This window comes from Rhodoluna sp. KAS3 (assembly GCF_026000575.1).
In the GTDB taxonomy this organism is placed as follows: Bacteria; Actinomycetota; Actinomycetes; order Actinomycetales; family Microbacteriaceae; genus Rhodoluna.
In genome coordinates this window covers 643,950-661,628 of sequence record NZ_AP026910.1, presented here as the reverse complement: position 1 = coordinate 661,628, position 17,679 = coordinate 643,950, and the positions used below count along the sequence as shown (strand labels likewise).

Genomic DNA, 17,679 nt, shown 5'->3' with positions numbered 1-17,679 from the left:
GGGTTTTTTTCGCTTAAGGATTATCCGCGAAGCTTGAGAGTCTTAGCGGTTGCGGCTAGGGAGGCCTTGGCGGCCGCTGGATCGTCGCTCAGCCGGCTTCCAAAACTCGGGATAATTTCCTGCAACCTTGGGCGCCATGAATCAAACTCTGATGAGAATGAACGCTGCAAGACCTGAAGCATGACGTGAACGGCGGTGGAGGCACCCGGTGAAGCACCAAGTAGACCACTCACGGAACCGTCGTTGGCAGTGACAACTTCAGTTCCAAACTGAAGCACTCCGCCTTTCTTGCGGTCCTTCTTAATCACCTGGGCTCGCTGACCCGCGTTTAGCAGCTCCCAGTCTGATTCGTTGGCCTTCGGGTAGAAATCAAGAAGCGATTCAAATTTCTTGCGCTTGGATTTGGCCAGCTCGCCAATCAGGTACTTGATTAGTGGGACGTTACCCAAGCCAACTGCCAAATACGGGATTAGGTTGGCTGGGCGAATCGAACTCGGCAAGTCCCAAATGGAACCGTTCTTTAAGAATTTTGGATTGGCCGTCGCGTAGGGGCCAAACAGCAAACTGGCTTTGCCATTGACCACGCGGGTATCTAGGTGAGGTACCGACATCGGTGGCGCACCAACGCTGGCCTGGCTGTAAACCTTGGCCTGGTGCTTGGCCACAACCGCAGGGTTGTCAGTTTTTAGCCACTGACCGCCTACCGGGAAGGTGCCGTAGCCCTTGGCCTCTGAAATCCCTGATTTCTGCAGCAACTTAAGGGCCCAACCACCAGCACCAACAAAGACAAAGTCTGCTCGTGAGTACGACTTCTGCCCTGTAGTTGTATCTGTAACGACGAGTTGCCAATCACCATCCCTGGTGCGAACCAATGAGGAGACTTCGGCTGAAGTGCGAACTTCAACGCCTCTAGATTTCAAAAAACCAAACAGTTGACGGGTGATTGAGCCAAAATCAACGTCTGTTCCAGATTCGATGTAAGTTGCCGCGATTGGTTCATCTGAATTACGACCGTCAATTAGAAGGGGAGCCCACTTTGAAATTTGCTTTGCGTCTTCTGAGTACTGCATTCCAGCAAAAAGCGGAAGGTCCTTCAAAGCCTGGAAACGGCGATTTAGGTAGTCAACATCCTTGGCGCCTCGGACAAATGTCATGTGAGGAGTGGAGTGAATAAAAGTGTCAGGATCGCGGAGAATCCCTTGGTTCACTAGATACGCCCAAAACTGACGAGAAAGCTGAAACTGCTCATTGATGGATTCAGCCTTGGCCGCAGATGGCAGAGACCCATCCTTCGAGTCAGGCATGTAGTTAAGTTCACAAAGCGCCGCATGACCGGTACCAGCGTTATTCCAAGGATTTGAACTTTCCAAAGCCACATCCGGTAGTCGCTCAAAGACCTGAATCTGAGTTGACGGACTAAGCAATTTGATGAAAGTGCCCAAAGTTGCACTCATCACACCTGCGCCAATTAGAACGACTCTGGAATCTTTAGAAATACTCACTGTTCAAGCATAACTTTCAGGGCGTCGATGAAGGCACGTTTCTGGGCCTAGGCGGGCTCCGAGCTGCTCCAAAGTAGAATGAGAAAGTTATTTCAGTCAGATGGGGTTCTCGTGTCCAAATTCAGCGTCGTAGTCGATGGTTTATCAGTCGAACTCGAGCCAGATTCCGACGGCTTCAAGGTTTTCACCTCTCGCACAGTCGTGGCCCAGCGTGTCAACGGTGAGCTCCGTGACCTAGCCCATCGACTTAAGGACGGCGACACCGTCGAGGCTGTCGAAATCAGCTCGCCTGATGGCTTGAACATTCTTCGCCACTCGGCCGCACACGTCCTCGCCCAGGCTGTCCAGAACATCAATCCTGAAGCCAAGCTCGGGATCGGCCCTCCAATCAAGGATGGCTTTTACTACGACTTTGACGTTCTCGAAGCATTCACACCAGAAGACCTAAAGAGCCTAGAGAAGGCAATGGAGCGAATCATTCGCTCAGGCCAGCGTTTTGTTCGCCGAGTTACTAATGACGGAGACGCTCGCGTTGAACTTGCCAACGAGCCATACAAGCTCGAGTTGATTGGACTGAAGGGGTCAGATCTCGGTGAGGGCAGTGCCGAGGTGGGCGCTGGGGACCTGACGATTTATGACAACGTTGACCCACAATCGGGCGAGACAGTGTGGCGTGACCTATGTCGTGGACCGCACCTTCCGAACACACGCATGATTGGTAATGGATTTGCACTTACCCGAGTTGCATCTGCCTACTGGCGGGGCAACGAAAACAATAAGCAGCTTCAGAGAATCTATGGAACCGCCTGGCCAAGCAAGGATGAACTCCGTGCGCACCAGGAGCGATTGGAAGAAGCTGCGCGCCGTGACCACCGACGCTTGGGTGTCGATCTAGACCTGTTCTCCTTTCCTGAGGAAATTGGGTCCGGCCTAGCCGTGTTCCACCCTAAGGGCGGAATCATGCGTCGCGTCATGGAAGATTACAGTCGCAAGCGACACGAAGAATCTGGTTACGACTTCGTTTATAGCCCGCACATTTCTAAGAGCAACCTGTTCGAGATTTCTGGACATCTGCAGACCTATGCAGATGGCATGTTCCCGCCTATTCGCATGGACGAAGAGCGCGGCGAAGATGGCACCATTCGTAAGGCTGGGCAGGACTACTACCTAAAGCCGATGAACTGTCCGTTCCACATTTTGATTTACCGCAGCCAGCCAAGGTCGTACCGTGATCTTCCGCTACGAATGTTTGAATTTGGAACTGTTTACCGCAATGAAAAGAGCGGTGTTCTGCACGGATTGACCCGAGTACGTGGACTAACCCAAGACGACGCACACCTTTTCGTCACTCAAGAAAACATGGAACAGGAACTTACAGATGTTCTTGGCTTTGTCCTCGGATTGCTGAAGGACTATGGTCTGAATGATTTCTACCTGGAGTTGTCAACTCGAGAACTAGGTAATCCTAAGTTCGTCGGTAGCGATGAAATTTGGGAAACTGCCACCGCGACACTTGAGAAGGTTGCCGCTGATTCGGGCCTTGAACTTGTGCCGGACCCAGGCGGCGCAGCCTTCTACGGCCCAAAGATCTCAGTGCAGGCTCGCGATGCAATCGGCAGAACCTGGCAGATGTCAACAATTCAGTTGGACTTCAATCTTCCAGAGCGTTTTGACCTTGAGTACACCACTGCAGAGGGCACAAAGCAGCGGCCGGTCATGATTCACCGAGCGCTTTTTGGTTCGGTTGAACGATTCTTTGGCGTTCTAACCGAGCACTATGCCGGTCACTTCCCGCCTTGGTTGGCTCCGGTTCAGGTAGTTGGTGTTCCAATCGCCGAGGCATTCTCAGAATATCTACACGAAATCGCCAGTGAGCTAAGAAAGCATGGCGTTCGCGTGATGGTTGATGATTCTGACGACCGTATGCAGAAGAAGATTCGAAACCACACTATGAACAAGGTTCCGTTCATGCTTATTGCCGGTGGCGAGGATCAAGCTGCTGGGGCTGTGAGTTTCAGATTCCGTGACGGCTCTCAGGAGAATGGCATTCCGGTTTCCGAAGCAATCCAGCGAATTCTGAAAGCCATCGAAGACAAGGTTCAGGTTTAATAATGAACGAGGGGAGAGGGCTGGAGAACTCGGCAGATTTGCCCGGTGTACCAAATTCTTTTCAGCATCTCTGGACCCCACATCGGTTGGTTTACATCCAAAATGGCCAACAGCCAGCCGATGAAGATTGTCCTTTCTGCCTAGGCCCGGAGCGCCCTGACGAGGAATCGCTGATTGTCTTCCGCGGGCAGCACGCGTACGCGCTTTTGAACCTTTTTCCGTACAATTCTGGGCACATATTGGTCTGCCCCTACCGTCACATTTCGACCTACGATCTGGCCACACCAGAGGAAATTGCCGAGATTGGCAGTATTACCCAGCAGGCGATGCGGGTGCTGAAAGCAGTATCGAATTGCCATGGATTCAATCTGGGTATGAACCAAGGAGAGGTTGCTGGAGCTGGAATAGCCTCCCACCTTCATCAGCACATCGTCCCGCGCTGGCGCAACGACTCAAATTTCTTTCCGATTATTGCCGAGACTAAGGCGTTGCCTCGCCTACTCGGTGAAGTTAGAGAGCAAATCGCTGAGGCTTGGTCTTCGGTTTCGTAATTCGAGGACAATAACGCACTAACCGGAATAGGTCAGCGCGGTGGGCAGTTTAGGATTGCACTATGACTGAATCTAAATCATCACGCCCAAATACCGGAACCCCACTAGTCAAGCGCGGCCTAGCCGAAATGATGAAGGGCGGTGTGATCATGGACGTGGTCACACCAGAGCAGGCAAAGATTGCCGAGGATGCCGGTGCAGTCGCGGTTATGGCTTTGGAGCGAGTTCCTGCGGACATCCGTGCCCAGGGTGGCGTATCCCGCATGTCTGACCCAGACATGATTGACGGAATTATCAGTGCAGTTTCGATTCCAGTTATGGCAAAGGCCCGTATTGGCCACTTTGTTGAGGCCCAAATTCTTCAGCAGTTGGGTGTTGACTACATCGATGAGTCTGAGGTGCTAAGCCCAGCTGACTACGTGAACCACATTGATAAGTGGAAGTTTGACGTGCCATTTGTTTGTGGCGCAACCAACCTAGGTGAGGCGCTTCGCCGCGTTACCGAAGGTGCAGCGATGATTCGCTCAAAGGGTGAAGCCGGAACCGGTGACGTCTCTGAGGCCATGAAGCACATTCGCACCATCAGCTCTGAGATACGCGCACTAGCTGCCAAGAACCCAGATGAGCTTTATGTGGCCGCTAAAGAACTTCAGGCACCATACGATTTGGTCTGTGAAGTTGCTGCTACCGGCAAACTTCCAGTAGTGATGTTCGTTGCTGGTGGTGTTGCAACTCCTGCAGACGCCGCACTAATGATGCAGATGGGTGCCGACGGAGTCTTCGTTGGTTCAGGTATTTTCAAGTCTGGAAACCCATCCGAGCGCGCCAAGGCCATCGTGAAGGCGACCACCTTCTACAACGACCCAGCAGTTTTGGCCGAAGTTAGCCGCGGCCTGGGAGAGGCGATGGTTGGAATCAACGTAAGCGACCTCCCAGCTCCTCACCGCTTGGCGGAGCGCGGCTGGTAAGTTGTCGCTACCGATTGGCGTCCTCTCGCTTCAAGGAGATTTTCGAGAGCACGCGCAAACCCTGGATTCCCTTGGGCTAGAGAACCGTTACGTGCGGACTCCTCAAGAACTCGAGTCCGTTAGCGGTTTGATTATTCCGGGTGGCGAATCAACCGTGATTCACAAACTGGCCGTTGCCTACGAGCTTTACGAGCCAATCAAGGCAAAAATCGCCAACGGATTTCCGGTTTTTGGTACCTGTGCTGGGCTAATCATGCTGGCGAGCGAGATCATTGACGGAACATCCGATCAGGCCAGCTTCGGTGGTTTGGACGTTTCGGTGCGTAGAAATGCCTTTGGCAACCAACTAGATTCCTTCGAAGCTGACCTTGATTTTGTCGGTGTCGAAGGCGCTGTGCATGCGGCCTTTATCCGGGCACCGATTGTGGAGCGCGTCGGCAACGAAGTTGAGGTTTTGTCACAGCTGCCGGATGGCCGCGTGGTTGGAGTGCGACAGAATAATGCCCTCGGGATCTCGTTTCACCCCGAAGTAACTGGCGAGAATCGAATCCACGCCTTGTTCGCAAAGACCGTGAGAACCGCGCACTAGCGCCTAAACTTGTAGCAAATCAATCCGTACTCTAGGAGCACTATGTCCGGCCACTCCAAATGGGCAACCACCAAGCACAAAAAAGCTGTAATCGATGGTCGTCGTGCCAAGCTTTTTGCAAAGCTGATTAAGAACATTGAAGTAGCTGCGCGCCTGGGTGGTCCAGATCTAGACGGAAACCCGACTCTGTACGATGCCGTTCAAAAAGGCCGTAAGAGCTCACTGCCAAACGACAACATCGAGCGAGCAATCAAGCGCGGTTCTGGTGTTGGCGCTGATGCAGTTGAGTATCAGAACATCATGTATGAGGGTTACGGTCCAAACGGAGTCGCAATCCTGATCGAATGTCTAACCGACAACAAAAACCGTGCTGCTGCTGAGGTCAGACTCGCAGTGTCACGCAACAACGGCACTATGGCTGACCCTGGTTCTGTTTCGTACCAGTTCAGCCGCAAGGGTGTAATTGTTGTGGCTAAGGCAGACGGCACCAACGAGGACAGCATTCTTGACGCTGTCCTAGAGGTTGGCATCGATGACGTTGAAGATCGCGGCGAGCAGTTCGTCATAACCACTGACCCAAGCTCAATGGTTGCTGTTCGAACCGCTCTGCAGGCCGCCGGAATCGACTACGAGTCTGCGGATGTGGAGTTCATATCATCGATGCCTATTCAGGTCGACGCGGACACCGCCCGCAAGGTTATTGCCCTGATCGATGCCCTGGAAGACTGTGACGAAGTGCAGAACGTCTACTCGAACTTTGACATGTCACCAGAAGTCTTGGCCGAACTAGAGCAGGACTAACATTGACCACCCGCATCATGGGAGTAGACCCCGGTCTAACTCGATGTGGTGTTGGAGTAGTTGAGCTTGGTGCCTCAAAAAAGGTAAGTTTCATAGCCGTCGATACTCTCCGGAGCAGCACAGCAGATGACCTTCCGGTTCGCCTTCACCAATTAGCAACTGAAATTGAGGGGCTAATTGCGCTGCATAAGCCAAACGCCCTAGCAATTGAGCGAGTTTTCTCACAGGCCAATCTGCGAAGCGTTATGGGAACAGCTCAAATCAGCGGGATCGTTATGTACCTTGCTGAGAAGCACGGAATTCCAGTTGTCATGCACACACCCACCGAGGTGAAAGCAGCGGTGACTGGTTCTGGTCGCGCTGACAAAGCACAGGTCGGTAACATGGTGGCCAAAATTCTTGGACTGGCCGAAGTTCCTAAACCTGCGGATGCAGCAGACTCACTGGCCATTGCAATATGTCATGCGTGGCGCGGGGGAGTTATCGAATCTGGAGGCACGCTTACTCCAGCCCAGAAAGCTTGGCACACGGCTATCAAGTCAGCGAAGAATCAAGTTAGTTAGTTAGTCTGGGAGCGTGATTGCTTCTCTGCGCGGATTTTGCCGCTTTCTAAACCTCAACCAGTGCGTCGTAGATGTAAACGGCGTCGGTTATTTGGTGGCCATCACCCCAAACACCGCTGTTTCGCTCAGTGAAGGCGCAGACGTTGAATTTCTAACCTCGATGATTGTCCGCGAGGATGCCATGCAACTTTTCGGATTTCTGACCGAGGAAGAGCGCTCGACATTCGAACTCCTCAGAAGCGTGAGTGGCGTCGGACCAAAATCGGCTCTCGCTGTCTTAAGTGGGCTAAGTGTCAACCAAATCGCAGAGTCAGTTGCAAGTCAGAATGACTCAACTTTTAGGGCGATTAGCGGAATCGGACCTAAAACCGCCAAACTCATCTGCATTTCATTGGCGGGCAAAATCGGAGTCACATCGACTAACGAAAGCGAAAAGACCACTATTCGTTCGACAGATGTAGTGCTCGAAGCGCTCATCGGTCTTGGGTGGACCAATAAGTTGGCTGAAGATTCTCTCAAGCGTGTTTTGACCGATGCCCCAGACTTGAGTGATGCCGGGCTACTCAAAGCGGCCTTGGCTGATTTGGGCAAAGGTAAGTCGGTGGGTGCGTAGTGAGCGAACTGAGTTCTCAAGTTAGCGGCGAAAGTGAACTAGCTTTTGAGTCGACGTTGCGGCCAAAGTCCTTACAGGAATTTGTTGGTCAAGAAAAAGTCCGTGCCCAACTATCACTAATACTTGAAGCCGCCCGGATTCAAAACCGTACCTCAGACCACATCCTTCTTGCGGGACCTCCCGGTCTGGGTAAAACCACACTTGCAATGATCATCGCTCACGAAAGTGGGCAGTCACTGCGCCTTACTTCGGGGCCGACAATTCAAAACGCAGGCGACCTAGCGTCAATCCTGTCCTCCCTGGCCCCTGGCGAAGTTCTCTTTATCGATGAAATCCACCGCATGTCACGCTCGGCTGAGGAAATGCTCTACCTTGCCATGGAGGACTTCCGCGTTGATGTAATGGTTGGAAAGGGCCCGGGTGCCACTTCGATTCCACTCGATATCTCTCCATTTACCCTCGTTGGGGCTACAACGCGTTCCGGAATGCTGCCTAATCCGCTGCGTGACCGATTTGGTTTCACAGCAAACATGGAGTTTTATACGGACGAGGAGCTGACACGGGTCCTTCACAGAGCAGCTGAGAAACTTGGAATCACCGCAGCACCCAAGGCTCTGAGTGAAATCTCTTCACGAAGCCGAGGCACGCCGCGAATTGCAAATAGGCTTCTCCGTCGAGTCAGAGACTATGCGCTTGTCGCAAAGTCAGAGTCCATCGATGTTGCCCTCACTCAAAGCGCCTTGGCCCTTTACGAGGTTGACCAGCTTGGTCTTGACCGACTAGATCGTTCGATTCTGGACACGCTAGCCCACAAATTTGAGATGAAGCCGGTCGGCCTTTCTACACTCTCTGCTGCGATCGGCGAAGAGCCAGACACAATCGAATCGGTCGTGGAACCTTTCTTGGTAAGACTGGGTCTAATTTCACGCACTGCAAAGGGTCGGGTCATTACGAATGCTGGGCTCCGCCACCTCGGGCTACCAGCCCTAGATAACCAATAATCCGGCGTTCGTAAAGTATGATTGTCGAGACGCCAAGGGCGTCGTTTATTTTGTCTTCCTGATATAGATCGGTTCGTAATGCCAGTCCAAGAGATTTTCCTATACGTAGCACTTGCAGTATTGATTGCCATGATGTTCAACAACTCTCGCAAGCGCAAGAAGCAGGCAGCTGAACTTCAGGCCAAAATCACCGTCGGCGCTTCCGTAACTCTTTACAGCGGCATCATTGGTGAAATTGTTTCACTTGAAGACGACCGCATGATCCTTGAGACCACTCCGGGCACCAAACTTACTGTTGCCAAGGCTGCAATCCGTTCAGTAGATGCAGCGGCACCAGTTGCTAAGCCAGCGGCCAAGAAGCCTGCCGCAAAGGCTGCAGCCACTGCAACTGCAGCGAAGAAGGCTCCGGCAAAGCCAGCAGCAAAGGCGGCAGCCAAGCCGGCCGCTAAGCCTGCTGCAAAAAAGCCAGCCGCTAAGTAATAGATTTTTCAGGAACAAGGGGATCCAAAATGTCTGACTCTGGAGTAACAAAGAGCGCTGTTAAACGCTTGAGCTGGCTGGGAGCGGTAATCGCTATCCTTGCCGGTCTAATTGGGCTGGGTTCAGCCACAGGCGCAGGTGCTTCGTTCACACCTAAGTTAGCTTTGGACCTCCAAGGCGGAACTTCGATCATCTTGGCACCGTTGCTTGCCGATGGCGAAAAGGTCACCGATGAGCAATTGGCCCAGGCCGTATCGATCATTCGTCAGCGTGTAGACGCCAGCGGTGTCTCCGAAGCCTCAGTCAAGACATCTGGCGATTCAAACATCACTGTTGAGATCCCTGGTACACCTGATGAAAACACACTCAAGTTAATCCGCAGCAGCGCCCGACTTGAGTTCCGTCCGGTTCTAGTCACCTCTCAGGGTGTCTCTACTTCGGTTGGCGCAACTGATGGTTCATCGGCTAGCCCAAGCCCATCAGCTTCTGCAGAGGCAGCACCAAGTGCCAGCCCAACAGACGCTAGCGATGTCGCATGGATTACTCCAGAGCTACAGGCAACCTACGACGCCTTGGACTGCTCATCGGCATTCCGTGAGGCTGGTCAGGTGGACGACCCTGCACAACCGCTTATTACATGTGACACCACTGGTTACCAGAAGTTCATCCTCGGTCCAGTTGAGATCGACGGCAGCACAGTTAGCGACTCAACTGCTGGAACAGTAACCACTTCTACCGGTGCAACCACCAACACCTGGGCAGTGAACCTTGAGTTCGACGCGGAGGGTACCAAGCAGTTTGCTGCGGTAACAGAGCGACTTTTCCCGCTGACTGAACCTAGAAACCAATTTGCTATCACCCTTGATGGATACGTAATTACTGCACCATCAACCAATGCGGTAATCAGCAACGGCTCTGCTCAAATCACTGGTTCGTTCAACAGCGAGACTGCAAAATCTTTGTCAGACCAGCTAAAGTACGGTGCTTTGCCAATCTCATTCGAGGTTCAGAGCCAGGAGAACATCTCAGCAACCCTAGGTTCTGAGCAGTTGGCAAGCGGTCTATTGGCCGGAGCCATCGGTCTGCTACTTGTTGTCATCTATTCGATCTTCCAGTACCGCGGTCTGGCTGTCGTTACTGTTGGCTCGTTGGCAGTCGCGGCCTTGGTTGTCTACCTTCTAATCGCACTCCTATCGTGGCGTCAGGGTTACCGACTATCGCTGGCAGGTGTTGCCGGTTTGATCGTTGCGATTGGTATCACTGCCGACTCATTCATTGTTTACTTTGAACGCGTTCGAGACGAAATTCGAGACGGACGCAGTATCGCGGCAGCAGTTGATGCCGGATGGAAGCGAGCTCAGCGCACAATTTTGGTTTCCGGAAGCGTAAGTCTCCTCGCCGCAGTTGTGCTTTACCTTTTGACTGTTGGAAACGTTCGCGGATTCGCCTACACACTAGGTCTAACCACATTGGTCGACTTGGGTATCGCGATTCTGTTTACCCACCCGATTCTTCAGCTTTTGGTGAAGACGAAGTTCTTCAGCTCAGGCAGCCCTTGGTCAGGCTTCGACGCCAAAGCGCTTGGCGCATCTGGTTACGTGGGTCGTGGCCAATTTAGAACCGCAGCCGTGGTTCCGGCGACCAAGGCTGCTAAGGCCTCAAAAGAAGCAAATAAGCGTCAGACGATTGCAGAGCGCAAGGCCGCCGAGCTTGGCGCAATCAAGTCGGGGGAGACCAAGTAATGTCAAGATTCGGTGAGTTCGGAAACGCTCTTTACACCGGAAAGCGCTCAATCGACTTTGTCGGTCGCCGCAAGCTCTGGTACTCAATCGCTGCAGTCATGATTGTTCTTGCAGTTCTCATTCCTACCCTTCGCGGTGGTTTCAATTTTGGTATTGAATTCCGTGGTGGTTCTGAATTCCGCGTTGCAGGAGCAGCGTCGACTTCACAGCAACTTGCTACTGATGCAGTCAGAAGCGTTGTTCCAGAGGTAGAAACTCTTGTTTCAAACGTCGGCACCGATAGCATTCGCATTCAGACCGAGCAGTTGTCTGACACCGAGTCAGAAGAGGTTCGAGTTGCCTTGGCAAACGCCTACAAGGTTGACAGCTCAGCGGTAGCAAGCTCTTTCGTTGGAGCCAACTGGGGTTCTGACATTACAGGCAAGGCCATCAACGGCCTTTTGGTATTCGTAGGATTAGCGGCAGTATTTATGGCGCTCTACTTCAGAACCCTCAAGATGTCTATTGCAGCTGTTGCCGCTCTGGCACACGACTTGATCATCACAGCTGGTGTTTACGGAGCATTCGGCATGGAAGTGACTCCTGCGGCAGTGATTGGATTCCTGACCATTCTTGGTTACTCGCTTTATGACACCGTTGTGGTCTTTGACAAGATTCGTGAGAACACAATCGATGTCGAGCACAGCGACACCAAGACCTTTGCAGGTCAGGTTAACTTTGCAATCAACCAGACACTAGTGCGTTCAATCAACACCTCGGTCGTTGCCGTGCTGCCTGTCGCTGCAATTTTGGTCATCGGTGCAGTGCTTCTCGGTGCCGGAACACTCCGCGACATCGCATTGGCCTTGTTCATCGGTATCGCCGTGGGTACCTACTCCACAATCTTCATCGCGGCTCCGCTTTACAGCCAGCTACGTGAAGGTGAGCCAAAGTATGCCAAGGCTTCGGCTAAGGCAGTCGCCCAAGCATAAATTGTTAGGCTGTCCTAAAGAGAGAGATAGGGCACGATGACAGATTCGACACCTACCGGGAGTATCAGCACTCTTCGTAGTCGTTTGCCGCGACTTTTTGCTCGATCAGGTCCCTACGCTGCCGAACTAAACGAGATTATTCGTATAGCCAAGGCAAATCACCCTAAGGCTGACCTTTCAATCATCGATAGGGCGTTTGCGGTGGCCGAGCTGGCCCATCGCCCGCAGGTGCGGCGCTCGGGGGAGCCGTACATCACGCACCCGCTCGCGGTAACTCACATTTTGGCCGAATTGGGTATTGGTCCAGTCACGCTGGCGGCAGCCCTATTGCACGATACCGTCGAAGACACCGATTATTCGCTGGAGCAGCTCACTAAGGATTTTGGTCCCGAGGTAGCCATGCTCGTAGACGGTGTTACGAAGCTAGACAAAGTTAAGTTTGGCGACCACGCCCAGGCTGAGACAGTTCGCAAGATGGTCGTAGCGATGTCCAAGGACATCCGAGTCCTAGTGATCAAACTCGCCGACCGACTGCACAACGCCAGAACCTGGAAGTTTGTCCCGGAAGAGTCAGCTCGACGCAAGGCTCAGGAAACCTTAGAGATTTACGCTCCGCTGGCTCACCGTTTGGGAATTAACACCATCAAGTGGGAACTTGAAGACATAAGTTTTGGTGTGCTGTACCCAAAGGTCTACGAAGAAATCGTGAACCTGGTAACCCAGAGAACTCCCAAGCGGGCCGAATTCATTGAGAGTGTTATCGGCTCGATTGAAGAAGATCTGCGCGAGGCCAGAATCAAGGGCAAGGTCGCTGGGCGACCAAAGCAGTACTACTCGATCTATCAAAAGATGGTGGTTCGTGGTCGCGAGTTTGACGACATCTACGACCTCGTCGGCATCAGGGTGCTGGTCAACGAAGTAAAGGATTGCTACGCGGTTCTGGGTGCTATCCATGCTAGGTGGAACCCAATGCCTGGGCGCTTCAAAGACTACATCGCCATGCCGAAGTTCAATCTCTACCAGTCCCTGCACACCACGGTTATGGGTCCCCAGGGTCGACCTGTTGAGATTCAGATTAGAACCCACGAAATGCATCAACGTGCAGAATACGGTGTGGCCGCTCACTGGAAGTACAAAGAGCAAGTCGGCAACACTGAGAAGACTCCTGATGAAGATTTGGCGTGGCTAAAGCACCTAACCGATTGGCAAGCTGAGACTCAGGATCCTTCTGAGTTCTTGGATTCTCTACGGTTTGAGATTGGTGCCAAAGAGGTTTACGTGTTCACACCAAAGGGCAAGGTAATCGGACTACCGGGTGGCGCTACCCCAGTGGACTTTGCCTACGCTGTACACACCGAAGTTGGACATCGAACGATGGGCGCCAAAGTAAACGGGCGTCTGGTACCACTCGAAACAGCGCTTGTTTCTGGCGACGTAATCGAGATCTTTACGTCAAAGTCACCGGATGCCGGACCAAGCCAGGACTGGCTGAATTTCGTGAAGTCACCGCGAGCACGAGCAAAGATCAAGCAGTGGTTCGCGATCGGTCGACGCGATGAGGCTATCGAGCACGGCAAAGAAATTCTTGCCAAGGCGATGCGAAAGCAGAACCTCCCGCTTCAGCGCTTGATGGCAGCTGACGAGATCGTTAAATTGGCCGGTGAACTTCGATACCCAGATGTCGAGGGGCTTTATGCCGCAATCGGGGACAACCACATTTCAGCTCAGTCAGTAGTAGAGAAGTTGACTGCAGCCGTCTCTGAGACTGAGCACGATGAGTCAGTCTTCACTCTGCCAACCGCGCCAAGAAGCGTGAATCGCCGACGATCAAACGACGCCGGCGTTCTGGTCAGGGGAGACTCAGATGTGCTGGTTAAGCTGGCTCGTTGCTGCACGCCGGTTCCTGGTGATGACATCGTCGGATTTGTGACCAGAGGTAGCGGCGTCTCGGTGCATCGTCGTGACTGCAAGAATGTTGAGCAGCTGATTCTTGAGCCAGAGCGCATCATGGATGTCACCTGGGCAGAAAACTCAAAGAGCCTTTTCCTGGTTCAAATTCAAATCGAAGCATTGGACCGAAGCGGTCTGCTGTCCGATGTAACCAGGGTGCTATCTGAGCACCACGTCAACATTCTTTCGGCATCTGTTTCAACCAGAAGTGACAGGGTTGCACTGAGTCGATTTGTCTTCGAGATGGGCGATGCATCAGTTCTAGAGCACCTGCTCAATGCTGTGCGCAGAATTGAAGCCGTGTACGACGTTTATCGAGTCTCCAACTAAAAAAAGACCCAGGCACCATGCCTGGGTCTTTTTTTACAAACTCACTTACTGCATCGAAGCCTTAACAACCTCTAGCCAAGCCTGACGGGCCTTTAGTGCTTCGGTAGCAGCATCAGTCTTCTTCTTGTCCTTAGTTGCCTTGGCAGCAGCTAGCTCAGCCTCAAGCTTCACAATCGAATCTTCCAGCTGAGCGATAACGCCATTTGAGCGTTCGATCGCTGCTGGGTCTGTCTTGCGCCACTGGTCTTCCTCGACTTTGCGCACCTTGGCTTCAATGGCACGAAGTTTGTCTTCGGTGTCGCGAAGTTTGTCCTTAGGTACACGACCTGCCTTTTCCCAACGAGTCTGGATTGAAAGCAGCTGTTTCTTAGCCTCGGCTAGGTCCTTATCAGGATCAATGGTTGCGGCCTCTTTTAGGAGTTCAAGTTTGACTTCAAGATTGGCTGTTTGTTCAGCGTTTTCGACAACAACTTCTTCTGCACGAGCAGAGTAAATTGCGTCACCAGCTGCCTTGAATCGGGCCCAAAGCGCGTCGTCACCCTTACCCGGTGTGCGTCCGCTCGCCTTCCAAGCATCGAGGAGTTTGCGGTACGCGGCAGTCGCATCGGCACCCTTTGAGACCAAGGCCTCCGCCTGGGCAACAATCTCTTGCTTGGCAGCCTTCGCTGCCTTATTTGCTGAATCTAGGCCGGCAAAATAGGCGCGCTTGCCAGCATCAAACTTGGTTCGAGCCGCTGAGAAGCGCTTCCAAAGTGCATCTGCCTCAGACTTTGGCACGCGGGCACCAGATTTCTGAAGTGACTGCCACTGGTCGAATAGCGCTGTCATCTCTGCGCTTGAATTTTTCCATTGAGTCTTGGCTGAATCCTGTGAGGCTAGCGCCTCTGCACGAACCACGATGTCGCTTCGCTTGGCAAGCGCCTCGGCAATAGCTTCTTTGTTGGCTTCCGACTTTTCTGCTCCGAGCGCAGCAATCTTCTCGTCTAGGTTGCCCACGCGACGACGTAGATCAGCAATGTCTCCGACAGCTGCAGGCTCCTTAAGGTCCTCCAAAAGCTTTGCAGCAATCTTCTTGAGAGAACCGGCCTCAACCTTATTTGCGACTCTTTGCTCAAGAATTCGAACCTGCGCCTCAAGATCTGAGAATTTGCGAACGAAGTAAGCCAATGCTTCTTCAGCTGCAACACCCGGATACTGACCGACCTTACGCTCAACTCCCGCCTCGGTTACAAAAACATTGTTTTCGGCATCGACGCGGCCGAGGTTAGCTGGGGTGGTAGGCATTTGTGCTCCTGATTCGAAAGTCCGGTTTAAGACTTAGGTCTTATTTTAGGCTGATTGCGCTGATTTTGGCTTCGACAGCTGGCTTACCGTCGGTACCGCCACCCTCAACGCCACCGGCGATTACGTCATCGATTGCTGAGAGATCACCAGTGATTTTTCCAAAGACGGTGTACCCGCCCGCTGCATCCGATGGAATAACGCTGTCTTCATAGACGATGAAGAACTGCGAGCCCATGGTTGAGCCGTCCCCTGATTGGCGAGCCATGGCCAATACGCCGGTTTTGTAGCTGTCATCGGCAGGAGCGTTTTCAATCGGTCCCCACTTATACCCAGGGTCACCGGTGCCATCACCATTAGGGTCACCACACTGAAGAACATATATACCCGCGGTTACCAATCGGTGACAGGTGTTGCCAGAGTAGAACCCAGAGTTTGCGAGTGACAAGAAGTTGGCGGCCGCCTGCGGTGCATTCGCGCCATCAATCTCAACGGTCAATGGTTTGCCGTTGATTTCGATTGAACCGCTCCAAGTACGACCTTCAGCAAGTTCAGGCGAAGGAACCAGTGCTGAGTTAGCTGAGCTGCTAGCCGTTGGGCTTGGATTCACACTTCCCGGTCCAAAGCCAAAGTATCCAAGCTGAAGGACTAGAGCCAAAACAACTGCGCCAGCCGATGCAATGAGGGCAATTCTGTTGTCGCGCGAGTTCCGAACTTTTCGCAACTCTTGCTGTTTCTGCTGAGCGGCGTAATCGGCTGCTCGTGCCTTGGCAGCAGCATCAATGGTCTTAAGGGTCTTCTTTGTCGGCAAAGTTTCCTCCAGGTTGTCAACTTTGATTTTACTTCGATAAACCCGAAGGGCCATCGACTAGCCTTAGAGCATGTCGGAGCAGTCATCGTTCTATTCAGGCGCAATGCCGCTGGCAGCTCGAATGAGACCAATAAGTCTTGAAGAAGTCGTCGGCCAGTCGAAAATTTTGGGTCCGGGGCAACCGCTCAATTCACTTGCTGCGCCAACGCGATCGGGGGAGCGAGCCTCAAACGTTTCCGTAATCCTCTGGGGGCCTCCGGGAACCGGCAAAACCACTCTGGCACAGGTTGTTGCCCGTCTAAGTGGAAGGCGCTTCGTCGAACTGAGTGCAATCTCTGCCGGTGTCAAAGACGTACGCGAGGTAATGGAGCGTGCGCGCGCTGACCGAGACACGTATGGCGTGAGCACAATCCTCTTCCTTGACGAAATACATCGATTTTCGAAGGCGCAGCAGGATGCTCTATTGCCGGGGGTGGAGAATGGCTGGATTGTTCTAATTGCAGCTACAACTGAAAACCCGAGTTTCAGCGTCATTAGCCCGCTCCTTTCTCGCTCGCTCCTGGTGACTCTCGAGGCGCTCGAGGAGACCGATCTAGTTGTACTCATCTCGCGAGCCGTAAGCGATGAAAGAGGCCTGGGCGGAAAATTCGAGATTTCAGACGCCGTCATTCAAAAGATTGCTGAGCTTGCCACCGGCGATGCCCGAAGGGCACTCACGATACTGGAGGCCGCAGCCGCATCGGCAGCTGCCAGAGACGGCGCTGGGGTGGCTGAAATCGATTTTGATGCCGTCGGTCAAGCACTTGACCGGGCGTTGGTCCGCTATGACAAAAACGGTGACCAGCACTACGACGTTATAAGCGCCTTCATAAAATCGGTTAGAGGATCCGATGCCGACGCCGCTATTCACTATCTAGCACGAATGATCGAGGCTGGCGAGGATCCAAGGTTTATTGCTCGTCGTTTGATGATCTTGGCCGCGGAGGACATCGGCCTAGCAGATCCGCAGGCGCTTCAAGTGGCAGTTGCTACGGCCGAGATGGTTTCCCAAGTTGGCATGCCCGAGGGGCGCATTCCGCTTGCCGAGTGCACAATTTATCTCAGCCTCGCACCGAAATCGAACTCCGCTTACAACGCTATAAATGCCGCGCTTGAGGACATCAGAAGTGGCCGTATTGGCCCAGTTCCCAAGGCACTCAGAAGCTCCAACTACGCGGGTGCAGCGCGCTCAGGAGCTGGGGTTGGCTACGTCTATCCGCACGATGACCCAAAGTCAGTGGTCGAGCAAAACTACCTGGATCGCCGCGTAGCTAGCCGAAAGTACTTCTCTCCCAAAGAAATAGGTTTTGAGAGAGATCTTGTTGAGCGCTGGGCACGTCTACGCTCAATCATCCGTGGGAATAAAAAGTAGCGGGGT

16 protein-coding genes are annotated in these 17,679 nt (G+C 52.9%); 13 read left to right on the top strand and 3 right to left on the bottom strand.

Annotated features, from left to right (window positions below):
• Positions 1-20: 20 nt before the first annotated feature.
• Entirely contained in the window at positions 21-1,496 is a 1,476-nt protein-coding gene (mqo, locus tag OO731_RS03295; protein WP_264890661.1) for a malate dehydrogenase (quinone), read from the bottom strand.
• Between the two features lie 84 nt (positions 1,497-1,580).
• Between mqo and thrS the strand changes: the two genes are divergently transcribed.
• The 12 genes from thrS to OO731_RS03235 all read left to right on the top strand — a co-directional run bounded on the left by thrS (position 1,581) and on the right by OO731_RS03235 (position 14,170).
• Complete coding sequence (thrS, locus tag OO731_RS03290) at positions 1,581-3,611, top strand: threonine--tRNA ligase (protein WP_264890639.1); 2,031 nt, start codon at positions 1,581-1,583, stop codon at positions 3,609-3,611.
• Positions 3,612-3,613: 2 nt separating this feature from the next.
• Positions 3,614-4,162, top strand: coding sequence for an HIT domain-containing protein (locus tag OO731_RS03285; protein ID WP_264890638.1), 549 nt, complete (start codon positions 3,614-3,616; stop codon positions 4,160-4,162).
• 62 nt (positions 4,163-4,224) lie between these two features.
• Positions 4,225-5,130 carry a pyridoxal 5'-phosphate synthase lyase subunit PdxS gene (gene pdxS, locus OO731_RS03280; protein WP_138275386.1) on the top strand — a complete coding sequence of 302 codons (906 nt, stop codon included), beginning with the start codon at positions 4,225-4,227 and terminating at the stop codon, positions 5,128-5,130.
• Position 5,131: 1 nt separating this feature from the next.
• Positions 5,132-5,719, top strand: coding sequence for a pyridoxal 5'-phosphate synthase glutaminase subunit PdxT (gene pdxT, locus OO731_RS03275; RefSeq protein WP_264890637.1), 588 nt, complete (start codon positions 5,132-5,134; stop codon positions 5,717-5,719).
• Between the two features lie 42 nt (positions 5,720-5,761).
• Positions 5,762-6,520, top strand: a complete 759-nt coding sequence (locus tag OO731_RS03270; protein ID WP_138275384.1) for a YebC/PmpR family DNA-binding transcriptional regulator — start codon at positions 5,762-5,764, stop codon at positions 6,518-6,520.
• A 2-nt stretch (positions 6,521-6,522) separates the two neighbouring features.
• Positions 6,523-7,083 (top strand): crossover junction endodeoxyribonuclease RuvC, encoded by a 561-nt coding sequence (gene ruvC, locus OO731_RS03265; RefSeq protein WP_264890636.1) that lies wholly within the window; start codon positions 6,523-6,525, stop codon positions 7,081-7,083.
• Between the two features lie 13 nt (positions 7,084-7,096).
• Positions 7,097-7,696 carry a Holliday junction branch migration protein RuvA gene (ruvA, locus tag OO731_RS03260; RefSeq protein ID WP_264890635.1) on the top strand — a complete coding sequence of 200 codons (600 nt, stop codon included), beginning with the start codon at positions 7,097-7,099 and terminating at the stop codon, positions 7,694-7,696.
• Complete coding sequence (gene ruvB, locus OO731_RS03255) at positions 7,696-8,697, top strand: Holliday junction branch migration DNA helicase RuvB (protein ID WP_264890634.1); 1,002 nt, start codon at positions 7,696-7,698, stop codon at positions 8,695-8,697. The genes ruvA and ruvB overlap by 1 nt, the downstream gene beginning before the upstream one ends.
• Before the next feature lie 78 nt (positions 8,698-8,775).
• Positions 8,776-9,177 carry a preprotein translocase subunit YajC gene (gene yajC, locus OO731_RS03250; RefSeq protein ID WP_264890633.1) on the top strand — a complete coding sequence of 134 codons (402 nt, stop codon included), beginning with the start codon at positions 8,776-8,778 and terminating at the stop codon, positions 9,175-9,177.
• A 29-nt stretch (positions 9,178-9,206) separates the two neighbouring features.
• Positions 9,207-10,919, top strand: a complete 1,713-nt coding sequence (gene secD / locus OO731_RS03245) for a protein translocase subunit SecD (RefSeq protein WP_264890632.1) — start codon at positions 9,207-9,209, stop codon at positions 10,917-10,919.
• The gene (secF, locus tag OO731_RS03240; protein WP_264890631.1) at positions 10,919-11,890 is read left to right on the top strand and encodes a protein translocase subunit SecF; all 972 of its coding nucleotides are present in this window, start codon (positions 10,919-10,921) and stop codon (positions 11,888-11,890) included. The genes secD and secF overlap by 1 nt, the downstream gene beginning before the upstream one ends.
• Positions 11,891-11,926: 36 nt before the next feature.
• Positions 11,927-14,170: a bifunctional (p)ppGpp synthetase/guanosine-3',5'-bis(diphosphate) 3'-pyrophosphohydrolase gene (locus OO731_RS03235; RefSeq protein ID WP_264890630.1), complete on the top strand. Its 2,244-nt coding sequence runs from the start codon at positions 11,927-11,929 to the stop codon at positions 14,168-14,170.
• Positions 14,171-14,215: 45 nt separating this feature from the next.
• Here the strand turns inward: OO731_RS03235 and OO731_RS03230 are convergent, their stop codons facing one another.
• Together OO731_RS03230 and OO731_RS03225 are read right to left on the bottom strand one after the other, a co-directional pair.
• The gene (locus tag OO731_RS03230; protein WP_264890629.1) at positions 14,216-15,454 is read right to left on the bottom strand and encodes a DUF349 domain-containing protein; all 1,239 of its coding nucleotides are present in this window, start codon (positions 15,452-15,454) and stop codon (positions 14,216-14,218) included.
• A gap of 40 nt (positions 15,455-15,494) precedes the next feature.
• Positions 15,495-16,262: a peptidylprolyl isomerase gene (locus OO731_RS03225; protein WP_264890628.1), complete on the bottom strand. Its 768-nt coding sequence runs from the start codon at positions 16,260-16,262 to the stop codon at positions 15,495-15,497.
• A gap of 70 nt (positions 16,263-16,332) precedes the next feature.
• Here OO731_RS03225 and OO731_RS03220 point away from each other — a divergent pair, with 70 nt between their 5' ends.
• Positions 16,333-17,673, top strand: a complete 1,341-nt coding sequence (locus OO731_RS03220; RefSeq protein WP_264890627.1) for a replication-associated recombination protein A — start codon at positions 16,333-16,335, stop codon at positions 17,671-17,673.
• The last annotated feature ends 6 nt before the right edge of the window (positions 17,674-17,679 follow it).